Genomic DNA, 22,421 nt, shown 5'->3' with positions numbered 1-22,421 from the left:
GGAACCCTGGCGGCGGGCGCCGACGCATGGACGAAGTAGTCTTGAGACCATGCCCGAACGCCGCACCGTCGCCCTTGTCACGCTTGGCTGCGCCCGCAACGAGGTGGACTCGGAGGAGCTCGCAGGCCGCTTGGAGGCGGACGGCTGGGCCCTCGTCGAGGACGCTGAGGACGCTGACGTCGCCGTCGTCAACACCTGTGGCTTCGTCGAAGCCGCCAAGAAGGACTCCGTCGACGCCCTTCTGGAAGCCAATGATCTGAAGGGTCACGGCCGCACCCAGGCCGTCGTGGCCGTCGGCTGCATGGCCGAGCGCTACGGCAAGGAGCTCGCCGACGCGCTGCCCGAAGCCGACGGCGTGCTCGGCTTCGACGACTACGCCGACATCTCCAACCGCCTCCAGGTCATCCTGGGCGGCGGCAGTGTCGAGGCCCACACCCCGCGCGACCGCCGCAAGCTGCTGCCGATCAGCCCGGCCGAGCGGCAGGACGCCGGGGCGGAGGTCGCGCTTCCTGGGCACGCCCCGGTCGACCTGCCGGACGGCGTCGCGCCCGCCTCCGGGCCGCGCGCGCCGCTGCGCCGCCGCCTGGGCGGGAGCCCGGTCGCCTCCGTGAAGCTGGCCTCCGGCTGCGACCGCAGATGCTCGTTCTGCGCCATCCCGTCCTTCCGCGGCTCGTTCATCTCGCGCCGCCCCTCCGACGTCCTGGGGGAGACGCGCTGGCTCGCCGAGCAGGGCGTCAAGGAGGTCATGCTGGTCTCCGAGAACAACACCTCGTACGGCAAGGACCTCGGTGACATCCGCCTCCTGGAGACGCTGCTGCCCGAGCTGGCGGCCGTCGACGGCATCGAGCGGGTGCGGGTCAGCTACCTCCAGCCCGCCGAGATGCGCCCCGGCCTGATCGACGTCCTGACGTCCACGGAGAAGGTCGCCCCGTACTTCGACCTGTCCTTCCAGCACTCCGCGCCCGGTGTGCTGCGGGCCATGCGGCGCTTCGGCGACACCGACCGCTTCCTGGAGCTGCTCGACACGATCCGGGGCAAGGCGCCGCACGCGGGCGTGCGCTCCAACTTCATCGTGGGCTTCCCCGGCGAGACCGAGGCCGACGTGGCCGAGCTTGAGCGCTTCCTGACGGGCGCCCGCCTGGACGCCATCGGTGTCTTCGGCTACTCCGACGAGGAGGGCACCGAGGCGGCGACGTACGAGCACAAGCTGGCCCAGGACGTCGTCGACGAGCGGCTCGCGCGGATCTCGCGCCTCGCCGAGCAGCTGACCTCGCAGCGTGCCGAGGAGCGCGTCGGCGAGCGGATCGAGGTCCTGATCGAGGCCGTCGACGAGGACGAGGGCGCGCTGGGGCGGGCCGCGCACCAGGCGCCGGAGACCGACGGCCAGATCCGTTTCGCGGACGCCACGCCTGGGGACGGCCTGGAGATCGGCCGTATGGTCGTGGCAAAGGTCGTCGGCACGGAGGGCGTGGATCTGGTGGCTGAGCAGTGCGAGGTCCTCGAGACCTCCGACCGACTCCAGGGCACCGGGGAAGGGACGGGCAGATGACGCAGGTCCCGGCGTCCGCGGCGGGCGGCTCCGGCGCGCCCGGCGCGAAGCCGGTGCGCGGCGGCAAGCTGGGCGCCGCGGCGATGGACCAGGCCAGTCTGTGGAACGTCGCCAACCTGCTGACCATGATCCGGCTGCTGCTCGTGCCCGGCTTCGTGATGCTGCTGCTCGGCAACGGCGGCTACGACCCGGCCTGGCGCTCGTTCGCCTGGGCCGCCTTCGCCGTCGCCATGATCACGGACCTCTTCGACGGGCATCTGGCGCGCACGTACAACCTGGTCACGGACTTCGGCAAGATCGCCGACCCGATTGCCGACAAGGCGATCATGGGGGCCGCCCTGATCTGTCTGTCCTGGCTCGGCGACCTGCCGTGGTGGGTGACCGTGGTGATCCTGGGCCGTGAGCTCGGGATCACACTGCTGCGGTTCTGGGTGATCCGTTACGGCGTCATCCCGGCCAGCCGCGGCGGCAAGATGAAGACGCTGGCCCAGGGCACGGCCGTCGGGATGTACGTCCTGGCGCTCACCGGGCCGCTGGCCACCCTGCGGTTCTGGGTGATGGCGGTGGCCGTCGTCCTGACCGTCGTGACCGGGCTCGACTATGTGAAACAGGCCGTCGTGCTGCGGCGCCAGGGCAAGGCGGAGGCCGCGGCCGAGGCCGCCGGGGCACGGGAGCCGGGGGCGGCCGAGGAGACGGCCAAGTGACGTCCGCCGGGTCCGCCGCGGCCGCGGCCGCCGCCGAGGTGCTTCGGCTGCTCGGGGAGCGCGGGGAGACCCTGGCGGCCGCCGAGTCGCTCACCGGGGGCCTGGTGGCCGCCGAGACGACGGCCGTGCCGGGGGCCTCACGGGTCTTCCGCGGGTCCGTGACGGCGTACGCGACGGACGTCAAGCGGGAGGTCCTGGGGGTCGACGGAGACCTCCTGGCCGCCCGCGGGGCCGTGGACGCCGAGGTCGCGCTGCAGATGGCGGCCGGTGTACGGCGGCTGCTCGGGGCGGACTGGGGCGTGGCGACGACGGGTGTCGCGGGGCCCGGGAGCCAGGACGGTCAGCCGGTGGGGACGGTGTTCGTGGCCGTTTCCGGGCCATCGGAGGAAGGTTCCCCACTTCGCTGTGAGGGGAAAGTGGCCGCGCTGCGGTTGAACGGAAACCGTACGGAAATCCGTATGGAGAGCGTCCGGAGCGTGCTAAGCCTGCTTCTTGAGCAGCTCGTCGGCGAACGGGCCAGGAATGGGCGGGCACAGGATACGGAACAGAACGGGGGGACTTGATGTTTGCAGCCCTGAGTGAACACGACATCGCTCCCCGCACGGCCGCCGCGCGAGGCGGTACGGTGGGGCGTGAAGGATGCGGCTACGCGGTCCGAGGAGGGAGCCACCGATGATTCTGCTCCGTCGCCTGCTGGGTGACGTGCTGCGTCGGCAGCGCCAGCGCCAGGGCCGTACTCTGCGCGAAGTCTCCTCGTCCGCCCGAGTCTCACTCGGCTATCTCTCCGAGGTGGAGCGGGGGCAGAAGGAGGCTTCCTCCGAGCTGCTTTCCGCGATCTGCGACGCGCTTGACGTACGGATGTCCGAGCTCATGAGAGAAGTGAGCGACGAGCTTTCGCTCGCCGAGCTGGCCGAGTCGGCAGCGGCCACGGAACCGGTGCGCGCACCGGTCCGCCCGATGCTCAATTCCGTCTCGGTGACCGGTGTGCCACCGGAACGGGTGACGATCAAGGCGCCCGCGGAAGCGGTCGACGTCGTCGCCGCGTGACGCTGGGCGACCACGCGTGAGGAGGGCCCCGGCCGGGTTGTCGGCCGGGGCCTTCGCTGTTTTGGGGCTGGGGCTGGGGCTGGGGCTGGGCGCTGAGGGCTGAGGGCTAGCTCTTGTCTTGGGGCAGCGGGGCTGTGGTGGTCGCGGGCCGGTGGTCGGGGCGCCCGAAGTGGCCGCAATGGGGTGGGTGCGCGATGGTTGATGAGGGTTTCGTGCCGGGGGGCACGGGTACCCGCGACTCCACGCATCCGAACGACTTCCGCACCCGGAGGTGGCCGATGAACGTCGTGAAGAGCCCACTGCCCGATGACGACCTCAAGACCGTGGCCGAAGCCCTGCAAGGGGCGCTCGTGGACCTCGTCGACCTGTCGCTCGTCGCCAAGCAGATCCACTGGAACGTGGTCGGACCGCGCTTCCGCTCGGTCCACCTCCAGTTGGACGAGGTCGTCGACACGGCGCGGCTGCACTCCGACACGGTCGCGGAGCGGGCCTCGACGCTCGGCGTCCCGCCCGACGGGCGCGCGGCCACCGTGGCGGCCACCAGCGGCATCAGCGCGGTCCCCGACGGCTGGGTCAAGGACTCGGACGCGGTGGGAACGCTCGTGGACGCCCTCGGGGCGGTGATCACGCGGATGCGGCAGCGGGTGAACGGCACCGGGGAGGCGGACCCCGTGAGCCAGGACATCTTCATCGGGATCACGGCTGACCTGGAGAAGCATCACTGGATGTTCCAGGCGGAGAACGGGTAGCGGGGGTGCGCCTTGCCGGGGGCCTCCCCGACCCCGCCCCTTCCCGAAACCAGGGGGCTTGCCCCCTGGGCCCCCCTTGATCGGCCTTCGGCCTCGTCCTCAAACGCCGGACGGGCTAACACCTGCCGGTCGCGGCGAGAGTTTCAGCCCGTCCGGCGTTTGAGGACGAGGCGCGTCAGCGCCGAAAGGCGGAAGGTGGCAACGGTGGCAGGGCGCATGCGGCGGTGGCCGTGGGCCGTGGGTCTCGCCGCGCTGTGGTGGTGGGCCGTGCTGCGGCTCGCGCTGCTGCCCGACGCGGGGGCCCTGGAGGGCTCTGTCGCCGCCGGAGGGTGGGGGCTGAGCCTGCTGCCGGTGCACTGCGTGCCCAAGGAGCGGGCGGCCGGGGTGGCGCGGTGGCGGCGCTCGTCGCCGGGGCGCGCCGGCGCGGGGCGTGTCACCAGGGCATCGCGACGCCGCCGTTGGGGCGGAGGATCTGGCCGGTCGTGAACGCGGCCGCGTCCGACGCCAGATACAGCACGGTGTGCGCGACGTCCTCCGGCACGCCGACCCTGCCGAGCGGCGACCGCCGGGCCATGAGGTCCTCGGTGCGGGTCCCGGCCGCCGCGTCGTGGTGGCCCGTCATCGGCGTACGGATCCAGCCCGGGGCCACGGCGTTGACGCGGATGCCGTGCGGGCCGACCTCCGTGGCCAGCGTCCTCGTCAGCTGGACGACCGCGGCCTTGGAGACGCCGTAGCAGAGCAGGCCGGGCCCGCCGGTGTCCACGGCACCCGACGCCATGGTGACGATGCTGCCGCCCGTGCCTGCCGCGATCATGACGCGGGCCGCCGCCTGGCACGCGTACAGGACACCTTTGACGTTCACCGCCAGGACCCGGTCGAGGTCCTCTTCCCGGGTCTCCAGGACCGTGCCGCTGTGCATGATCCCGGCGATCGCCGCGAGGACGTCCAGGCGGCCCGTGGCCGTGGCCGCTTCGGTCACCGCCTGCTGCACCTGTGCCCGGTCGCGGACGTCCAGGGGGTGCGGGTGCGCGGTGCCGCCCGCCGCCTTGATGAGCGCGGTCGTCTCGTGCAGCCCCTGCTCGTCCAGGTCGGCGCAGTGGACCGTGGCCCCCGCCTCCGCGAGCAGCACGGCACTGGCCCGGCCGATGCCGCTGGCGGCTCCGGTGACGAACGCGGTGCGGCCGGTGAGGTCGTACGCCTGGATGGGCATGTGCGGACCGTAGAAGAGTTTCTGACGGGTCGTCAACTGGTGGGGTGAGGCTTCGGGAACGCCTGTCCGCCTTGGGGGGCCGGGCCCTGCTGGCAGGCCGGGCACCAGTACGTCGGGCGCTGGCGGGTGCCGTCGCCTTGGTCCGCCGTGCGCACGGGGGTGCCGCAGCGCAGGCAGGGGCGTGGCGTGCGGCCGTAGACGAAGAGGCGCTGGCCGGGGCGGGCCGCGCCTGTGGTCGTGCGCGCCGGGCGGTCGCGGTTGGCCTCCAGGAGCTTCTTCGCGAGGGCGGGCAGGCGCTCCGCGGTCGCGGCGGGCAGTTCGCCGACGGGCAGCCAGGGGGTGACGCCGAGCAGGAAGCACAGCTCGCTCTTGTAGATGTTGCCGATGCCCGCGAGGTTGCGCTGGTCGAGGAGGGCCTCGCCGAGGGGGCGCTCCGGGGTGGCGAGGAGGTTGCGCAGCGCCTGGCCAGGGTCCCAGTCGGGGCCCAGGAGGTCGGGGCCGAGGTGGCCGACGGCGCGCTGCTCGTCGGCGGTGCGGAGCAGTTCGAGCACGGGCAGGCGGTAGCCGACGGCGGTGTGGTCGGCCGTCGCGAGGACGGCCCGGATCTGGTGGGCCGGGCCGCCGCGCCAGCGTTCGTGCGGGGCGTACACCTGCCAGGAGCCGTCCATGCGCAGGTGGGAGTGGAGCGTGAGGCCGCCTTCGACGCGGGTGAGGAGGTGTTTGCCGCGCGGGGTGACGTCCAGGACGGTGCGACCGGAGAGGTCGGCTGTGGCGAGCTTGGGGACGCGCAGGTCGGACCGTGTCAGGACGTGACCGGCCAGGGCCTGGTGCAGGCGGCGGGCCGTCTGGTGGACGGTGTCTCCTTCGGGCATGGGTCCAGGGTGGCCTTTCTGGGGCTGTGGGGGGCTCCGATCTCCGGTCGTTTGGTGTTGTGGCTGGGTGGCTGGGCTGGTGGGCTGCTGGGGGCTGGGCTGCTGTGCGGCCTTCCGGCTCAGGCTGGCCGGCGGTTGTTGAGGGCCGGTGCCGGTGCCGGTGGGGGCGGCGGCCGGGTGTGGTTACGCGCGCAGGCGCAGCCCCCGGGGTGTGGCGTGGAACCCTGCGTACTCCAGGAGGGGGGAAAGCGGCGATGTGAGGGCCGGAGTGCCGTTGATCCGCTCCACGGTGACCGTGCCCAGGGCCCCCGCCTTCGCCGCCGTCACCAGGGCGTTCGCGGCCGTCTGGAGGCGGAGGTCCTGGCTCGGCTCGGCTGCCGTCCAGGCCAGCACGGTTTTGCCGCCGCGCTCCATGTACAGCGTCAGCTCGCCGTCGACGAGCACGACGAGGGAGCCCGCCTTGCGCCCGGGCTTGTGTCCCGCGTCGGCCGGGGGGTCGGGCCAGGGCAGCGCGGCCCCGTACGCGTTCGCCGGGTCGGCGGCCGCGAGGACGACCGCCTGGGCGTCGGCGGAGTGCGTGGCGCCCGCGCGCTCGCGGGCGGCGGCCGCGGCGCGCAGCCGGTCCACGGAGCCGTCCATCGCGAACTGTGCCGCGCCGAGCCCCTCCACCACGTACCCCCGCCGTGCCTGGCCGTTGTCCTCGAACGCCGACAGGATGCGGTACGTCGCCGCGAAGCCGCCCTCGACGCCCTCGGCGGCGACCGCGCCGCGGGTCACCACGCCGTGCCGGTCCAGGAGGGTGCGGGCCAGGGCGTGGGCGCGCAGCGTCGGGTCGGGCTCCCGGGCGGGCAGCAGCGACCAGCGGCCCGCGACGGTCGGCGGGCCGGTGCGGGAGGCGGGGCGGGCGGCCGCGGTCAGGCTGCCGTAGCGCCCGCGCGGGATCGCGCGCTTCGCCCGGTGGGCCGTGGAACCCGCCGTGCGGCCCGAACCCAGCAGGGAGCGCATGGGGGCGAGCGTGTCGTTCGTGAGGCGGCCCGACCAGGCCAGGTCCCAGACCACGTCGGCCAGTTGGGGGTCGGTGACGTCGGGGTGCGTGGTGGCGCGGACCTGGTCGGCGATCTGGCGGAAGAACAGGCCGTACCCCCCGGAAAGGGCGTCCAGGACGGACTGGTGGAGCGCGGTGAGCTCCAGGGGGTGCGCGGGCGGCAGGAGCAGCGGAGCCGCGTCGGCCAGATAGAGCGAGACCCAGCCGTCCTTGCCCGGCAGGGCGCCCGCCCCGGCCCACACCACTTCCCCGGCCGCGGTGAGCTCGTCGAGCATCGCCGGGACGTATCCCGTCACCCGGGAGGGCAGGACGAGCCTTTCGAGGGCCGACGCGGGCACGGACGCGCCTTGCAGCTGCTCGATGGCGCGGACGAGGCCGTCGACGCCCCGCAGCCCGTGCCCGCTCAGGTGCTGCCACTGCGGCAGGAACTGGGCCAGCGCGGCCGGGGGCACCGGCTCCAGCTCCTGGCGGAGCGCGGCGAGGGAGCGGCGGCGCAGCCGGCGCAGGACCGTCGCGTCACACCACTCCTGGCCGATGCCCGCCGGGTGGAACTCGCCTTGTACGACACGGCCGTTCGCCGCTAGGCGTTGCAGCGCGCCCTCCGTGACGGCGGCGCCGAGACCGAAGCGGGCCGCGGCCGCGGCGGACGTGAAGGGGCCGTGGGTGCGGGCGTAGCGCGCGAGGAGGTCACCCAAGGGATCCTTGACGGGCTCGGTGAACGCCTCCGGGACACCGACAGGCAGTGCCGTCCCCAGGGCGTCGCGCAGGCGGCCCGCGTCCTCGATGGCCGCCCAGTGGTCGGCTCCGGCGATCCGCACGCGGATGGCGCGGCGGGCCGCCGCGAGGTCCCTGGCCCAGGAGTTCTCGGCGCCGCGCTCGGCCAGCTCGGCGTCCGTGAGCGGACCGAGCAGGCGCAGCAGGTCAGCGACGCCCTCGGCGTCCTTGGCGCGGCGGTCCTCCGTGCTCCACTGCAGCTCGCGCTCCAGCTCGGTGAGGACCTCCGCGTCGAGCAGCTCGCGCAGCTCCGCCTGGCCGAGGAGCTCCGCCAGGAGGCGGGAGTCCAGCGACAGGGCGGCGGCGCGGCGCTCGGCGAGGGGGGAGTCGCCCTCGTACAGGAACTGCGCCACGTACCCGAACAGCAGGGAGCGGGCGAAGGGGGACGGCTCGGGGGTGGTGACCTCCACGAGGCGGACGCGGCGCGACTCGATGTCGCCCATCAGCTCCGTGAGGCCCGGCACGTCGAAGACGTCCTGGAGGCACTCCCTGACCGCTTCCAGGATGATCGGGAAGGAGCCGAACTCGCTGGTCACCTCCAGGAGCTGGGCGGCCCGCTGGCGCTGCTGCCACAGGGGCGTGCGCTTGCCCGGGCTGCGGCGCGGCAGCAGCAGCGCGCGGGCGGCGCACTCGCGAAAGCGCGCGGCGAACAGGGCCGATCCGCCCACCTGGTCGGTGACGACCTGCGCGACCTCGCCCTTGTCGAAGGTCACGTCGGCCGCGCCGACGGGCGCCCGCTCCGGGTCGAAGGACGCGTCCGCGGTCAGGTCGACGGGCTCCTGGTCGAGCAGGTCGAGGCCCATCAGGTCGGCGTCCGGCAGGCGCAGCACGATGCCGTCGTCGGCGTGCATCACCTGGGCGTCCATGCCGTACTTCTCGGTGAGGCGGGCACCGAGGGCCAGGGCCCAGGGGGCGTGGACCTGCGCCCCGAACGGGGAGTGCACGACCACCCGCCAGTCGCCCAGCTCGTCCCGGAAGCGCTCGACCACGATCGTGCGGTCGTCCGGCACGTGGCCGCAGGCCTCGCGCTGTTCGGCCAGGTACGTCAGGACGTTGTCCGCGGCCCAGGTGTCCAGGCCCGCGGCCTCGAGGCGGCCGCGGGCGTCGTCCCGCGAGAGCGAGCCCACCTCGCGCAGGAACGCGCCGAGCGCGCGCCCCAGTTCGAGCGGGCGGCCCAGCTGGTCGCCCTTCCAGAACGGCAGCCGCCCGGGGACGCCGGGGGCGGGGGAGACGAGCACGCGGTCGCGCGTGATGTCCTCGATCCGCCAGGAGCTGGTGCCGAGCGTGAAGACGTCGCCCACGCGCGATTCGTAGACCATCTCCTCGTCGAGCTCCCCGACGCGGCCTCCGCCCTTCTTCGGGTCGGCGCCCGCGAGGAAGACGCCGAACAGGCCCCGGTCGGGAATCGTGCCCCCGGAGGTGACCGCGAGGCGCTGCGCGCCGGGGCGGCCCGTGACGGTGCCCGCCACGCGGTCCCACACCACGCGCGGGCGCAGCTCCGCGAACGCGTCGGACGGATAGCGCCCGGCGAGCATGTCCAGGACGGACGTGAACGCCGACTCGGGCAGGGCGCTGAAGGGCGCCGCGCGCCGCACCATCTCCAGGAGGTCATCCGCCTGCCAGGTGTCCAGGGCCACCATCGCGACGAGCTGCTGCGCCAGCACGTCGAGCGGGTTCGCCGGGACGCGCAGCGATTCGATGGCTCCCTGCCGCATCCGCTCCGTGACGACGGCCGCCTGGACCAGGTCTCCTCGGTACTTGGGGAAGACGACTCCCGTGGAGACCGCCCCCACCTGGTGACCGGCGCGGCCCACCCGCTGCAGCCCGGACGCCACGGACGGCGGCGACTCGACCTGCACCACCAGGTCGACGGCGCCCATGTCGATGCCCAGCTCCAGGCTGGACGTGGCGACCACCGCGGGCAGCCGGCCCGCCTTCAGGTCCTCCTCGACCTGGGCCCGCTTCTCCTTGGACACCGATCCGTGGTGCGCGCGGGCCAGGACCGGGGGTGCGCCCTTGGCGGCGCCGGACTCCGCCATCAGCTCCGCGGGGCTGTGGTCCTCCGGGAGCGGCTCGCCGGTCGCGCGCTCGTAGGCGATCTCGTTGAGCCGGTTGCACAGGCGCTCGGCCAGGCGGCGGGAGTTGGCGAAGACGATCGTCGAGCGATGGGCCTGGACGAGGTCGGCGATGCGCTCCTCGACGTGCGGCCAGATGGACGGGCGCTCCGCGCCCTCGCCGGAGTCCGCCACCGGGGAGCCGCCCAGCTCGCCCAGGTCCTCGACGGGGACGACCACGGAGAGGTCGAATTCCTTGCCGGACTCGGGCTGGACGACCTCGACCCTGCGCTGGGGTGACAGATACCGCGCGACCTCGTCCACCGGGCGCACCGTGGCGGACAGGCCGATGCGGCGCGCGGGGCGCTTCAGAAGGGCGTCGAGCCGCTCCAGGGACAGCGCGAGGTGTGCGCCGCGCTTCGTCCCCGCGACGGCGTGCACCTCGTCCACGATCACCGTCTCGATGCCCGTCAGCGCGTCCCGCGTGGCGGAGGTGAGCATCAGGAAGAGCGATTCGGGGGTGGTGATCAGGATGTCGGGCGGGCGCGTCGCCAGGGCGCGGCGCTCCGCCGCGGGGGTGTCTCCGGAGCGGATGCCGACCCGCACCTCGGGCTCGGGCAGCCCGAGGCGCACGGACTCCTGCCGGATGCCCGTGAGCGGGCTGCGCAGATTCCGCTCCACGTCGACGGCGAGGGCCTTCAGCGGCGAGACGTACAGCACCCGGCAGCGCTTCTTCGGGTCGGCCGGGGGCGGTGCCGAGGCCAGCTGGTCCAGGGCGGCGAGGAACGCGGCCAGCGTCTTGCCGGAGCCGGTCGGCGCGACCACCAGCACGTCCGAGCCCTCCCCGATCGCCCGCCACGCTCCGGCCTGCGCGGACGTGGGCGCGGAGAAGGCACCCGTGAACCAGCCGCGGGTCGCGGGGGAGAACCCGTCGAGGGCGTCGGCGCTGTCTGCGGACCTGACCATGGATCCATCGTGCACCCCACCACTGACAATGGCCCCGACCTGCGCGAACGGCGGGTGAGGTGAGGGCGGGGGAAGGCCAGCGGGGGCCGCCGGGAAGATCGTTTCCGTGGGCGGCGCAGAATGGCGGTATGGCAGGTTCGGCGGAGCGGGCACGGCACTGGACGTATGCCGAGCTGCCCGGCGTCGACCTGCTGCGGGCCCGCTACCTGCGCAAGACCTTCGTCCGGCACACCCATGAGCACTTCGTGATGGCCGCGGTCACCGAAGGCGTCGACGTCTTCCACCACACCGGTGCCGACCGGCACGCGGGCCCCGGCACCATCGCCCTCATCAATCCCGACACCCCGCACACCGGCCGGGGCGGCGGGCCCGAGGGCTGGCGGTACGGAGCCGTGTACCCCGCGCCCGAGGTGGTCGCGGCCATCGCCGCCGAGACGACGACGCTGCGCGGCACCCCCGGTTTCCTCCAGCCGGTGCTCGACGACGCCTATGCCGTGCATCTCGTGCACCAGGTGCTGCACGCCGCGGAGGAGGGCAACGCGCTCGCCGCCGACACCTTCCTGAGGGTGGCCGTGACCCGGGTGCTGCGGTTGAACGGCGGCCGTCTGCCGGAGCGCACCGTGCGGTCGGCGGGCGAGCGCACGGCGGCACGCGCGCGTGCCGTGCTGGAGCGGGACCTCGTCGACCCGCCGAGCCTGGAGCGGCTCGCCGCCGACCTCGGAGTCGGACCCTTCGCGCTGCTGCGCGCCTTCCGCGACGCGTACGGCATGCCGCCGCACGCTTGGCTGACCGACGCGCGCGTGCGCCGTGCCCGCCACCTCCTGGACACCGGGACGACGCCCGCCGAGGCCGCCGTCGCCGTCGGTTTCACCGACCAGCCCCACCTCAACCGCCACTTCGCCCGCATCGTCGGGGTGCCGCCGGGCGCGTACCAACGGGAGCGCAAGAACGTACAAGACCGTCGCGCCCCGTTCCTCGTAGCGTCCCCGGCGTGGCAGAGCGAACGACATCCGCAGACATACGCACCCCCTGTGCGGTCGGTGAACCGCGACCGGCCGCCGACGCCGGGCAACAGCGGCGAGGCGCCCCGGAACGGCGCGCGACGGGCCCCGGAGCCGTCACGACGGCCGACGGAACCCCGGGCGCGGGCCGGGCGGACTCCGCCGTCGTCCGTGACGCCCTCGGCGTCGGAGTCGCCGTCGGCCTCTCCGGGTTCGCCTTCGGCGTGACCGCGGCCGGCAGCGGCCTCACCGTGCTCCAGGCCTGCGCGCTGAGCCTCCTGGTGTTCACCGGCGCCTCACAGTTCGCCCTGGTGAGCGCGCTCGCCGGGGGCGGGAGCCCGTTCACCGCGGCGGCGGGCGCGTTCTTCCTGGGCGTGCGCAACGCGTTCTACGGGCTGCGGCTCTCCCAGCTGCTCGCCCTCCCGCGCGCGGTGCGGCCCTTCGCTGCCCACTGGGTGATCGACGAGACGGCGGCCGTGTCCCTCGCGCAGTCGGGGCGTCGCGGCGCCCGGGTCGGCTTCACCGTCACCGGGCTCAGCCTCTACGTCCTGTGGAACCTCACCACCCTCGCGGGCGCGCTGGGCGCCGAGGCGATCGGGGACACCGACACCTGGGGCCTCGACGCCGCGGGACCGGCCGTCTTCCTCGCCCTGCTGGCACCGATGGCGCGTACCGCCAAGGAGCGCGCGGTCGCCGCCATCGCCGTACTCCTAGGGCTTGGACTGCTGCCCGTGCTGCCCGCCGGAGTGCCGGTCCTGGTGGCCGCGCTGGCCGTGCCGATCGTCCTCTACGGAGCAGGCCTCCGCGCGCGAAGGAGCGACCGTTGAACATCTGGATCGCCATCGCCGTGACGGCCGTCGGCTGCTACGCCGTCAAGCTCGCGGGCCTGCTGGTGCCCGCGGGCGCCTTGGAGAGGCCCCTGGTCAAGCGCACGGCCGCCCTGCTGCCCGTCGCGCTCCTGGCCGCTCTCACGGCCCAGCAGGCCTTCGCCGACGGCCGCGCCCTGATCCTCGACGCCAAGGCCGCGGGGCTCGCGGCGGCCGCCGTGGCGCTGCTGCTGCGCGCGCCGTTCCTCGTCGTCATCGCCGCGGCTGTCGTCGTCACGGCGGGGGTACGGGCCCTGGCGGGATGAACCGCGCCTGGACGGACCCTCACGGGGGCTCTCCTGGGGTGACGGTCGCGCCTCCTGGGGCGACGGTCAGACCGTCACCCCAGGAGAAGCGCTTCAGCTGACCGGCCGCCCATGGGCCCGGAGCGTGCGCAGGGCGTCGATTGTCACGATCGGCCGCCACTCCAGGGCCGTCCCCGGGGCCCACTGACGCCACCGGATCGGCCAACCTCCGTCTTCTTGCTGGTCGTTCACGAGGAAGTCCAAGGAGCGCGCCATCTCCTCGTCCGTGAACCACGCGCGGGCCAGCGAGTCAGGGCTCTTCGCGAAGTCGTGCGCGAAGTGGTGCTCGCCCGGCGCGTACCCAGGAGACACCGGGTAGGCCTCGGCCCGCTCCGGCTCCAGGGCCACGAGGCGCTGCTCGCGCACGAGACGGCCGAGCCGGTCGGCCGCCGCCTCCGCGCGCGGGCGGTCCGGCGCGCCATCAAGGAAGGCGACCGCTGCCTGGATCTCGTACGGATGCGACTTCTCCAGTGACTCGACGGCCTGCCAGCAGAAGTCGGTGGCCCGGAACAGCCAGGCGTGCCAGACCTCGTTGCGGTGCAGCAGACCCACGACCGGACCGGTGGCGAGCAGCTCGCTGGGCGGGTCGTCCACCACGGGGACGAACGGCGCCACCGGGTAGCCGCGCTGGCTGGGATGGATCGCGGGCAGGGCGCCGTCGGACGTCGACACCGACGTCAGATAGCGGCACACGCGCTCCACCCGCAGCCCGCCGCAGCGCCCGATGGAGTCCAGGACCCGCAGCGCGTGACCGGTGTGCAGCGGCTGGCTGACGGGGCCGCGCAGATCGGGTTCGAGCGCGTGGCCGTACCCGCCGTCCGCGTTGCCGTACGCGGCCAGCGCTGTCTCGACCGCGTCGGCGCCGTCGCCGCTGTCCGCGCCGGCCAGGAAGTGATACGCGAATCGTCGCTGTTCGAGGACGCGCGCGGTGAGCCAGACGAACTGCTCGGCGCGCGCGAGTGGGGAGGACGCGGCATGCGAGGACGCTCCGTTTTCGGCCATGCTCCGACGGTAGGGCGGAATGCGCCGCCGACAAGCCCTCTGTGCCCGGCTGCACTCTCAGGGGCGCGATACTGGACGCATGCGGTTGACGGTCTTCTGGCAGCGGATGGCGGCCCACTTCGGTGCGGGCTACGCCGACTCCTTCGCACGTGACCACGTGATGTCCGAGCTCGGCGGGCGCACGGTGCACGAGGCACTGGACGCGGGCTGGGAGGCGAAGGACGTCTGGCGGGCCGTGTGCGCCGCTGTGAACGTACCGGCCGAAAAGCGTTGATCCACAGGGGTGGCGCCGGACGGCACCGGGGCTCCACGCGCGCGTAGCACCGCGAAGACACGGGGGCGACGGCCGAATGCCATCGGGGTGGGCGAGACTGGCACGGTGGCACCCAGAGACGACTCCGCACAGATCACCTCCGAGGCGGCGACCCCGCCCGGCACGACACCGCCCGCCCAGCCCCCTGAGGGGGCCGAGCAGGGGCGCGGCGCGGGCATGCCGCGCTGGCTGCCGCGGGCCATGGTGCTCGCCCTCGCGCTCGTCGCCTGTTTCCAGCTCGGCAGCTGGGCGTTCCACCAGCTGACCGGACTGCTGATCAACATCCTGATCGCGTTCTTCCTGGCCCTCGCCGTCGAGCCCGCGGTGAGCTGGATGGCGGCGCGCGGACTGCGCAGGGGCCTGGCCACGGGCATCGTCTTCCTCGGCGTGATCATCGCGAGCGCGGGCTTCGTCACGATGCTGGGCTCGATGCTCGCGGGCCAGATCGTCGACATGGTCGAGGACTTCCCGGACTACCTCGACAAGGTCATCAACTGGATCAACCAGACGTTCGACACGGACCTGTCCCGCGTCGAGGTCCAGGACAGCCTGATCCACTCCGACTGGCTGCAGAAGTACGTCCAGAACAGCGCGAGCGGTGTCCTGGACATCTCCACGCAGGTCCTCGGCGGCCTCTTCCAGCTCCTGACGATCCTGCTGTTCTCGTTCTACTTCGCCGCCGACGGCCCGCGGCTGCGGCGCGCGCTGTGCTCCGTCCTGCCGCCCGCCAAGCAGGCCGAGGTGCTGCGCGCCTGGGAGATCGCGGTCAACAAGACCGGCGGCTACCTCTACTCGCGCGGCCTGATGGCGCTGATCTCCGGGATCGCGCACTACATCGTGCTGCAGATCCTCGAAGTGCCCTACGCCCCGGTCCTCGCGGTGTGGGTGGGCCTGGTCTCCCAGTTCATCCCGACGATCGGCACGTATCTGGCGGGCGCCCTGCCCATGCTGATCGCCTTCACCGTAGACCCCTGGTACGCGCTCTGGGTGCTGGGCTTCGTGGTGATCTACCAGCAGTTCGAGAACTACGTGCTCCAGCCCAAGCTCACCGCCAAGAGCGTGGACATCCACCCGGCCGTCGCCTTCGGGTCGGTCATCGCGGGCACGGCCCTGCTCGGGGCGGTCGGCGCGCTGATCGCCATCCCGGCCGTGGCGACGCTGCAGGCCTTCCTGGGGGCGTACGTGAAGCGGTACGACGTCACGGACGACCCGCGGGTGCATGGACACCGCCGCCGCAGCGACAGCGCACCACTGCTCGCCCGGCTGCGGCGCGCGCTGACGTCGCCGGGCCGTGACAGCTGAAGGCCGCTCCCGTCACGCGACGAGGCGCGGCCAGGCCGCAGCGAGCGCGGCGTGACCGGCCGGAGTGGGGCGCACGCCGTCCGTGGACCAGCGCTCCGGCTCGGTCGTCGCGGTGAGCTCGGCGAACATGGCGTCGCCGATGCCGGTGTTGAGTCGCTGCCCGCCAAGGGGCGAGTGGATGTGCGCGGCGTCGCCCGCGAGCAGGACGCGGCCCCGCCGGTAGGTCGTCGCTCAGTGTGACGTCGGTGCCGGACACGCGGCGCGGAACCGCCTGGAGATGGTCACGGGCCGGTCGCCGCGAGTGGTCGAACGCGCCGCTGTCGAAGTCCATCATGGCGATGTGCCCTGCCGTGGGCATCTGGACGTACATGCCCGTCGGCGTCAGGTTGATCCCAGGGCTTAGCTTCTCGGGATCGACGGCAGTGGCGTACATGGTGTAGCCGGTAGGGCAGGGCGGCGACGTCCACCCGGGCCGGATCGAGCACCATGCCCGCGAAGTGGCCCACGCCACGAGGCTCGTCCACGTCGAGGTCCGCCCCGGGAGCGTCGTGCACGCCCGATGCCGTCAGGAGCGGGTCCAGCATCCCGCGACGGGAGAACGCCTCGACCGACGTGGCGAACAGGCCCCGCGGTCCGAGCGGGTCCCTCCGTAACCGGGAGCCGGGCTCCGGCTCCCGCTCGAGCACCAGGACAGAGCAGCCCGCGAGGCCGAGCTCACAGGCAAGGAACAGACCGATCGGGCCGCCCCGCCGCCCACGATCACCACGTCATGCACCAGAGATCCCCTTCCGAACCCCTAGCAGGGTCGGACACCCGGCGGGACCTCTCGAAAGGTGCCAGCCCCCGCCGACACCGGACCGACAGCCCCGAACTGCCATCGACGCCGCGCCGACAGCCCCCGTCGGGCCGAATCCGACGCTCATCGACGCTCAGACGGGCCGACTCGAGCCCTCTAGGGCCGGGTCGGCCGCCAGTCATGCGCGTCGGCCGAGCTCGGTCACACACGTCGGCTGGGCTCCGTCACACACGTCGGCCGAGCTCAGCGTGGTGCGCTTGACAGTAAAATCGAACATCCATTCTTATGGGGGTCCTGGCGGCGTTGTACCGGGGATTCACGGGGGGATTCCCGGGCGCGCCGGTGGCTGGCGGCGGGCCGAGCGCCTTGAGTTATCCACAGGCCGGGCGGGCGTCGGGGCGCATTGTCAGTGGCAGGCGTTAGCGTCTTTGACGTGAAGCGATCGACTCAAGCAAACCGGGTGGAACCCATGGCAGGAACCGACCGCGAGAAGGCGCTCGACGCCGCGCTCGCACAGATTGAACGGCAATTCGGCAAGGGCGCTGTCATGCGCATGGGCGAGCGGTCCCAGGAGCCCATCGAGGTCATCTCCACCGGCTCGACCGCGCTCGACGTCGCGCTCGGCGTCGGCGGCATCCCGCGCGGCCGCGTGGTGGAGATCTACGGCCCGGAGTCCTCCGGTAAGACGACCCTCACGCTGCACGCCGTGGCCAACGCGCAGAAGGCCGGCGGCGCCGTCGCCTTCGTGGACGCGGAGCACGCCCTCGACCCCGAGTACGCGAAGAAGCTCGGCGTCGACATCGACAACCTCATCCTGTCCCAGCCGGACAACGGCGAGCAGGCGCTCGAGATCGTCGACATGCTGGTCCGCTCCGGCGCCCTCGACCTCATCGTCATCGACTCCGTGGCGGCCCTGGTGCCCCGCGCCGAGATCGAGGGCGAGATGGGCGACTCGCACGTGGGTCTGCAGGCCCGTCTGATGAGCCAGGCCCTGCGGAAGATCACCAGCGCGCTCAACCAGTCGAAGACGACGGCGATCTTCATCAACCAGCTGCGCGAGAAGATCGGTGTGATGTTCGGCTCCCCGGAGACGACGACTGGTGGTCGCGCGCTGAAGTTCTACGCCTCGGTGCGCATGGACATCCGCCGCATCGAGACCCTGAAGGACGGCACGGACGCGGTGGGCAACCGCACCCGCGTCAAGGTCGTCAAGAACAAGGTCGCGCCGCCCTTCAAGCAGGCCGAGTTCGACATCCTCTACGGCCAGGGCATCAGCCGCGAGGGCGGCCTGATCGACATGGGCGTGGAGCACGGCTTCGTCCGCAAGGCCGGCGCCTGGTACACGTACGAGGGCGACCAGCTCGGCCAGGGCAAGGAGAACGCCCGCAACTTCCTGAAGGACAACCCCGACCTCGCCAACGAGATCGAGAAGAAGATCAAGGAGAAGCTGGGCGTCGGTGTCCGGCCGGAGCCCCCGGCGGCCGAGTCCGGCGCGGACACCGCGGGCGCGGCCCCGACGGAGGACGCCGCCAAGACGGTGCCCGCCCCCGCGGTCAAGGCCACCAAGTCCAAGGCCGCGGCGGCCAAGAGCTAGGCCGTGACGCGACGTACGGACTGGGCTGACCCCCCGGAACCCACGGGGCGCGGCCACGGGGACGACAGCGGGCCGGGCGCCACGGGTGCCGACGGGGGCGGCCCGTGGAGCGGCGACCGGCAGGGCCGGGGAGGCCGTCGTCGTCGGCGCGGCGGCCCCGGCGGCCATCAGGACAGCGGCTTCCCGCCCTCGTCGAGGGCCGAGGACGGGGAGCCGCCGACGGGTGACCCGGCTGAGCGGGCGCGGGCGATCTGCCTGCGCCTGCTCACCGGGACGCCCCGCACGCGCAAGCAGCTGGCCGACGCCCTGCGCAAGCGGGACATCCCCGACGACGTGGCGGAGAGCGTGCTGTCCCGCTTCGAAGAGGTCGGCCTGATCAACGACGAGGCCTTCGCGGACGCCTGGGTGGAGTCCCGGCACCACGGCCGGGGCCTCGCCCGCCGGGCCCTCGCCCGGGAGCTGCGCACCAAGGGCGTGGACACGGCACTGATCGACGAGGCCGTCGGCCAGCTCGACGCGGAGCAGGAGGAAGCCACCGCTCGCGAGCTCGTCGCCCGCAAGCTGCGCGCCACCCGGGGCCTCGACCGCGACAAGAGGCTGCGGCGCCTCGCGGGCATGCTCGCCCGCAAGGGCTATCCGGAGGGCATGGCCCTCCGCGTGGTGCGCGAGGCACTGGAAGCGGAGGGGGAGGACACGGAGGACCTGGGGTACGAGGGGTTCTGAGCGGCGGCTCCCCTCCCCGTACTGGGGATAACCCCCGTTGAAGACACCTGGCCGCCACCATGCACAGGAACCTGTGCACAGGCGACTGTGTACGCATGGTTCACAACCAGGGGAGAACGGACGCCACCGGCCCCATTGAGGCCGGTGTCGCCGCACCAGAAGCCGGTGCGGACGCACCAGGACGCGGTGCCGACGCACCCAGGGCCGCCAAGGGCGAGGCCGCTGAGAGCAGCGGCGCCGCCAGCGAAAGTGCCAAGCCCGAGGGCGCCGCACCCGACCGCGCCCCCGTCCCCGGCAGCGCCCCCGCCCCCGCCCCCGAGGAGCTGCGCGACCTGCGTGTGCTCAAGGCGCTGGCGCAGCCCCGGCGGCAGCAGATGCTCCAGCACCTCACCGTGCACGGGCCCGCCACCTCCGCGACGCTGGCCCGGGCGCTGGGCCTCAACACCGGAGCGACCAGCTACCACCTGCGGGAGCTCGCCAGATACGGCTTCGTCGAGGAGACGCGGCAGTCCGGGCGCGGGCGTGAGCGCTGGTGGCGCGCGGTCCCCGGAGACCGCCGCTTCCCGCCGCGCAGCCAGCAGAGCCCCGAGACACGGCTCGTCATGGACGAGCTCAACCACCTGGCGTACGCCGCCGACCTGGAGCTCTTCGAACAGCTCCAGCGGGAGAGCGGCGGCCCCGAAGCCGACGAATGGGCCGACGCCTTCCCATATTCGCGCGGCACCATGCGGCTGACGGTGGACGAACTGCGCGCGTTCTTCGAGGAGTACATCGCCCTCCTCAACCGCTACAAGCGCCCCGACGCCGACACCCCGCCCGGGGCCCGCACCGTTCTCACCCGCCTCCTCGCCTTCCCCGCACCCGCGCAGGACCCGGGAGCCACCCCTGCCGCCCCGGTGCCCTCCGACAACCGAAAAGAGACCGAGACGCCATGATGCTGGGCTACGCACTGCGGACCATCCGCGACCGGAAGGGCGGGTTCCTGGGGGCTTTCGTCGCGCTGATGTGCGCCGCCGCGCTCATCACGGCCTGCGGCACACTCCTGGAGACGGGCCTGCGCGGCACCATCCGCACCGAGCGCTACGCCGCCGCCCCCGTGCTGGTCTCCGCCGATCAGAACGTGCACCAGACCACCGTCAAGCACAAGAAGGGCAAGACCAAGGTCAAGCACAAGGCGAAGCCCATCGCCGAGCGGGCCTGGCTGCCCCGCAGCCTCACCGAGCGGCTCGACGGCGTGCCCGGGGTCCGCGCGGTCATCCCTGAACTCACCTTCCTGGCAGAGCCGTTGACACCCGCAGCGGCACCCGACCCGGACCGGCCCGTATACGGGCACGCCTGGGCGTCGGCCGCCCTCACCCCCTTCCGGATCGTCGACGGCCGTGCCCCGCGGGCCGCCGCCGACCTCGTCATCGACCGGGGCCTCGCCGACCGAGCCCGCCTGCGGCCCGGCGACCGGCTCACCGTCCAGTCGACGCGGGCCCCGCGCACGTACCGCGTCACGGGCATCGCCGCGCCCACGCGGCACGGCGGAGGGCAGACGGCGCTCGCGCACCAGACCTCGCTGTTCTTCTCCACGCCGGAGGCCGAGCGGCTCGCCGCCCACCCCGGCCGCGTCACCGCCATCGGCGTCGTACCGGCCACGGGCACGTCGGTGACGGCGCTCAAGGAAGCGGTCAAGAAGGCACTCGACGGCACGACCGCGCGCGTCACCAGCGGCGACGGCCGTGGCCCCGTCGAGTTCCTCGATGCGGCGGGCGCCCGCGTGAAGCTCATCAGCATGGGCGGCGCCATGGGCGGTACGTCGCTGCTCGTCGCCATCCTCGTGGTCGTCGGCACCTTCGCCCTGTCCATCCAGCAGCGCCACCGCGAGCTCGCCCTGCTGCGGGCCGTAGCCGCGAGCCCCCGGCAGCTGCGCGCGCTCCTTGGCCGCGAGGCCCTCGTCGTCGGAGTCGCCGCCGGAGCGCTCGGCGCGCTGGCGGGCATACCGCTCGGGGCGCTGCTGTACGGGGAGTTCATGGACAGGGGAGTGGTCCCGGCGACGCTCGACCGGGTCGTCAGCGTCTACCCGCCGCTGGCCGCCGTCGCCGCGACGCTGCTCGGGGCCTGGGCCGCCGCCCGGGTCTCGGCCCGCCGCATCGCCCGCATCCGCCCCGGCGAGGCACTGGCCGAGGCCCACGTGGAGCGGGCGCTGCCTTCCTGGGGGCGGATCGCCGCCGGACTCGTGCTGCTGGCCGGAGGGCTCGTTCTCGTCGGGGTGCTCAGCGTGCTGCGCACCGAACCCGCGTCGACTCCCGTCACGTTCCTCGTCGTCATCGTGCTCGCCTCCGCCATCGCCCTCCTCGGGCCGCTCGTCATGAAGGCATCGGCCGCGCTGCTCGGGCTCGTGCTGCGGCGCACCGGTCCCGTCGGCCGTCTCGCCCACGCCAACCTGCGCGGCAACGCGTCCCGCATGGCCGCCGTGGTGACCCCGCTCGTGCTGCTCGTCGGCATGACGTGCACCGTCCTCTTCACTCAGCCCACGCTCAACGCCGCCGCCCGCGACCAGGTGCGGGACGGCGTCCGCGCGGACTGGGCCCTCGCCGCGCAAGGCCCCGGCGTGCCGTCGGGGGCCGCGCGGCTGCTGCGGGCCACCGACGGCGTCGAGGCCGTCACCGAGGTCGTCCGCACCACCGTGCGCGTCGGGCTCGACAAGTACCCGACGCAGGGCGTGACCCCGGTGGGCCTCACCCGCACCTGGGACCCGGACGTCACCGAAGGCTCCCTCGCGTCCTTCGGCGCGGGCACCGCCGCCGTCAGTGAACTCGCCGCCGACCAGCTCGGGCTCAAGCCCGGCAGCACCCTGAAGCTGACCCTCGGCGACGGCACACCGGCCACCGTGAAGGTCGTCGCTGTCTATGCGCGCGGGCTCGGCTTCGGTGATCTGACGCTGGCGCACGACCTGGTCGCCCGCCACGTCGACAACCCGCTCGCCGCCACCGCCCTCGTGAAGAGCGACCGTACGAAGGACCAACTCGCGGCGGCCCTGCGAAAGTTCCCCGCCGTCCAGGTGCGGTCCCCGGCCGCCGTCGACCGCCTCCAGGCGGAGCGTGGACAGGCCAACGCCGAGGTGAACCTCCTCGCCATGGGCCTGGTCCTGGCGTTCACCGCGATCGCCGTCGTCAACACGCTCGCGATGTCGGTCTCCGAGCGCGTACGGGAGTTCGCGCTGCTGCGGCTCGCGGGCGCCACGCGCCGCCAGGTGCTCGGCATGCTGCGCACCGAGGCCCTGGCCGTCTTGCTCATCGCGACCGCCCTGGGCAGCGGTATCTCCCTCGCCGTCCTCACCGCGTTCAGCGTCGGTATGACCGGCTCGGCGGCACCGGTGGCCCTGCCCTTGCTGTACGTCGCGGTGGTCGCCGTCGCGGGCCTGCTCGCTCTGACGGCGACGGCGCTTCCGGGGCGCGCCGCCCTGCGACCGCTGCCGGTCACGGTGGCGACGGCCAAGGAGTAGCGCGACGCCCCCCCCGGGACGCACCCCCGCGACGCACCCCCGGGACGCACCACCCGCGG

17 protein-coding genes and 2 pseudogenes are annotated in these 22,421 nt (G+C 73.3%); 14 read left to right on the top strand and 5 right to left on the bottom strand.

Annotated features, from left to right (window positions below; all coding sequences use genetic code 11):
- Positions 1-49: 49 nt before the first annotated feature.
- From rimO to AC07A4_RS41230, 5 genes are all read left to right on the top strand, one after another.
- Positions 50-1,549, top strand: a complete 1,500-nt coding sequence (rimO, locus tag AC07A4_RS41250) for a 30S ribosomal protein S12 methylthiotransferase RimO (RefSeq protein WP_478609729.1) — start codon at positions 50-52, stop codon at positions 1,547-1,549.
- Positions 1,546-2,253, top strand: coding sequence for a CDP-diacylglycerol--glycerol-3-phosphate 3-phosphatidyltransferase (gene pgsA / locus AC07A4_RS41245; protein ID WP_478609727.1), 708 nt, complete (start codon positions 1,546-1,548; stop codon positions 2,251-2,253). The genes rimO and pgsA overlap by 4 nt, the downstream gene beginning before the upstream one ends.
- On the top strand, positions 2,250-2,816 hold the full coding sequence (locus AC07A4_RS41240; RefSeq protein ID WP_478609724.1) for a CinA family protein: 567 nt from the start codon (positions 2,250-2,252) through the stop codon (positions 2,814-2,816). Before pgsA ends, AC07A4_RS41240 begins: the two co-directional genes overlap by 4 nt.
- A 109-nt stretch (positions 2,817-2,925) precedes the next feature.
- Positions 2,926-3,300 (top strand): helix-turn-helix domain-containing protein, encoded by a 375-nt coding sequence (locus AC07A4_RS41235; protein WP_030688912.1) that lies wholly within the window; start codon positions 2,926-2,928, stop codon positions 3,298-3,300.
- Positions 3,301-3,578: 278 nt separating this feature from the next.
- The gene (locus AC07A4_RS41230) at positions 3,579-4,049 is read left to right on the top strand and encodes a Dps family protein (RefSeq protein WP_478609721.1); all 471 of its coding nucleotides are present in this window, start codon (positions 3,579-3,581) and stop codon (positions 4,047-4,049) included.
- Between the two features lie 433 nt (positions 4,050-4,482).
- On the opposite strand, the gene AC07A4_RS41225 is transcribed toward AC07A4_RS41230, so the two are convergent.
- The 3 genes from AC07A4_RS41225 to AC07A4_RS41215 form a co-directional block, all read right to left on the bottom strand.
- Positions 4,483-5,259, bottom strand: a complete 777-nt coding sequence (locus tag AC07A4_RS41225) for an SDR family NAD(P)-dependent oxidoreductase (RefSeq protein WP_478609718.1) — start codon at positions 5,257-5,259, stop codon at positions 4,483-4,485.
- A 32-nt stretch (positions 5,260-5,291) separates the two neighbouring features.
- Positions 5,292-6,131 (bottom strand): Fpg/Nei family DNA glycosylase, encoded by an 840-nt coding sequence (locus tag AC07A4_RS41220; protein WP_478609716.1) that lies wholly within the window; start codon positions 6,129-6,131, stop codon positions 5,292-5,294.
- 183 nt (positions 6,132-6,314) lie between these two features.
- Entirely contained in the window at positions 6,315-10,970 is a 4,656-nt protein-coding gene (locus AC07A4_RS41215) for an ATP-dependent helicase (protein ID WP_478609713.1), read from the bottom strand.
- A 128-nt stretch (positions 10,971-11,098) separates the two neighbouring features.
- Here AC07A4_RS41215 and AC07A4_RS41210 point away from each other — a divergent pair.
- The 3 genes and pseudogenes from AC07A4_RS41210 to AC07A4_RS41200 all read left to right on the top strand — a co-directional run.
- A pseudogene (locus AC07A4_RS41210) lies at positions 11,099-11,848 on the top strand (AraC family transcriptional regulator); the annotation flags it as partial.
- Positions 11,849-11,988: 140 nt separating this feature from the next.
- Positions 11,989-12,798: an AzlC family ABC transporter permease gene (locus AC07A4_RS41205; RefSeq protein ID WP_478609756.1), complete on the top strand. Its 810-nt coding sequence runs from the start codon at positions 11,989-11,991 to the stop codon at positions 12,796-12,798.
- A complete protein-coding gene (locus AC07A4_RS41200) occupies positions 12,795-13,103 on the top strand; it encodes an AzlD domain-containing protein (protein WP_478609710.1) in 309 nt (102 codons plus the stop codon). Before AC07A4_RS41205 ends, AC07A4_RS41200 begins: the two co-directional genes overlap by 4 nt.
- 93 nt (positions 13,104-13,196) lie before the next feature.
- On the opposite strand, the gene AC07A4_RS41195 is transcribed toward AC07A4_RS41200, so the two are convergent.
- Positions 13,197-14,144 carry a hypothetical protein gene (locus tag AC07A4_RS41195; protein WP_478609707.1) on the bottom strand — a complete coding sequence of 316 codons (948 nt, stop codon included), beginning with the start codon at positions 14,142-14,144 and terminating at the stop codon, positions 13,197-13,199.
- Positions 14,145-14,223: 79 nt separating this feature from the next.
- Between AC07A4_RS41195 and AC07A4_RS41190 the strand changes: the two genes are divergently transcribed.
- Both AC07A4_RS41190 and AC07A4_RS41185 read left to right on the top strand, forming a co-directional pair.
- The gene (locus AC07A4_RS41190) at positions 14,224-14,418 is read left to right on the top strand and encodes a DUF3046 domain-containing protein (RefSeq protein WP_478609704.1); all 195 of its coding nucleotides are present in this window, start codon (positions 14,224-14,226) and stop codon (positions 14,416-14,418) included.
- A 105-nt stretch (positions 14,419-14,523) separates the two neighbouring features.
- Positions 14,524-15,759 carry an AI-2E family transporter gene (locus AC07A4_RS41185; RefSeq protein WP_478609701.1) on the top strand — a complete coding sequence of 412 codons (1,236 nt, stop codon included), beginning with the start codon at positions 14,524-14,526 and terminating at the stop codon, positions 15,757-15,759.
- A gap of 126 nt (positions 15,760-15,885) precedes the next feature.
- On the opposite strand, the pseudogene AC07A4_RS41180 reads toward AC07A4_RS41185, so the two are convergent.
- Positions 15,886-16,534: pseudogene (locus tag AC07A4_RS41180) on the bottom strand (FAD-dependent monooxygenase); the annotation flags it as partial.
- 490 nt (positions 16,535-17,024) lie between these two features.
- Here AC07A4_RS41180 and recA point away from each other — a divergent pair.
- The 4 genes from recA (at position 17,025) to AC07A4_RS41160 (ending at position 22,362) form a co-directional block, all read left to right on the top strand.
- Positions 17,025-18,149 (top strand): recombinase RecA, encoded by a 1,125-nt coding sequence (gene recA / locus AC07A4_RS41175; RefSeq protein ID WP_478609698.1) that lies wholly within the window; start codon positions 17,025-17,027, stop codon positions 18,147-18,149.
- 3 nt (positions 18,150-18,152) lie between these two features.
- Entirely contained in the window at positions 18,153-18,872 is a 720-nt protein-coding gene (gene recX, locus AC07A4_RS41170; protein WP_478609696.1) for a recombination regulator RecX, read from the top strand.
- 95 nt (positions 18,873-18,967) lie between these two features.
- Entirely contained in the window at positions 18,968-19,807 is an 840-nt protein-coding gene (locus AC07A4_RS41165) for a helix-turn-helix domain-containing protein (RefSeq protein WP_478609693.1), read from the top strand.
- Positions 19,804-22,362 carry an FtsX-like permease family protein gene (locus AC07A4_RS41160; RefSeq protein WP_478609690.1) on the top strand — a complete coding sequence of 853 codons (2,559 nt, stop codon included), beginning with the start codon at positions 19,804-19,806 and terminating at the stop codon, positions 22,360-22,362. Before AC07A4_RS41165 ends, AC07A4_RS41160 begins: the two co-directional genes overlap by 4 nt.
- The last annotated feature ends 59 nt before the right edge of the window (positions 22,363-22,421 follow it).

The sequence above is a fragment of the Streptomyces sp. NPDC043996 genome (assembly GCF_056435225.1).
This window is presented reverse-complemented; position numbering and strand designations above follow the sequence as displayed.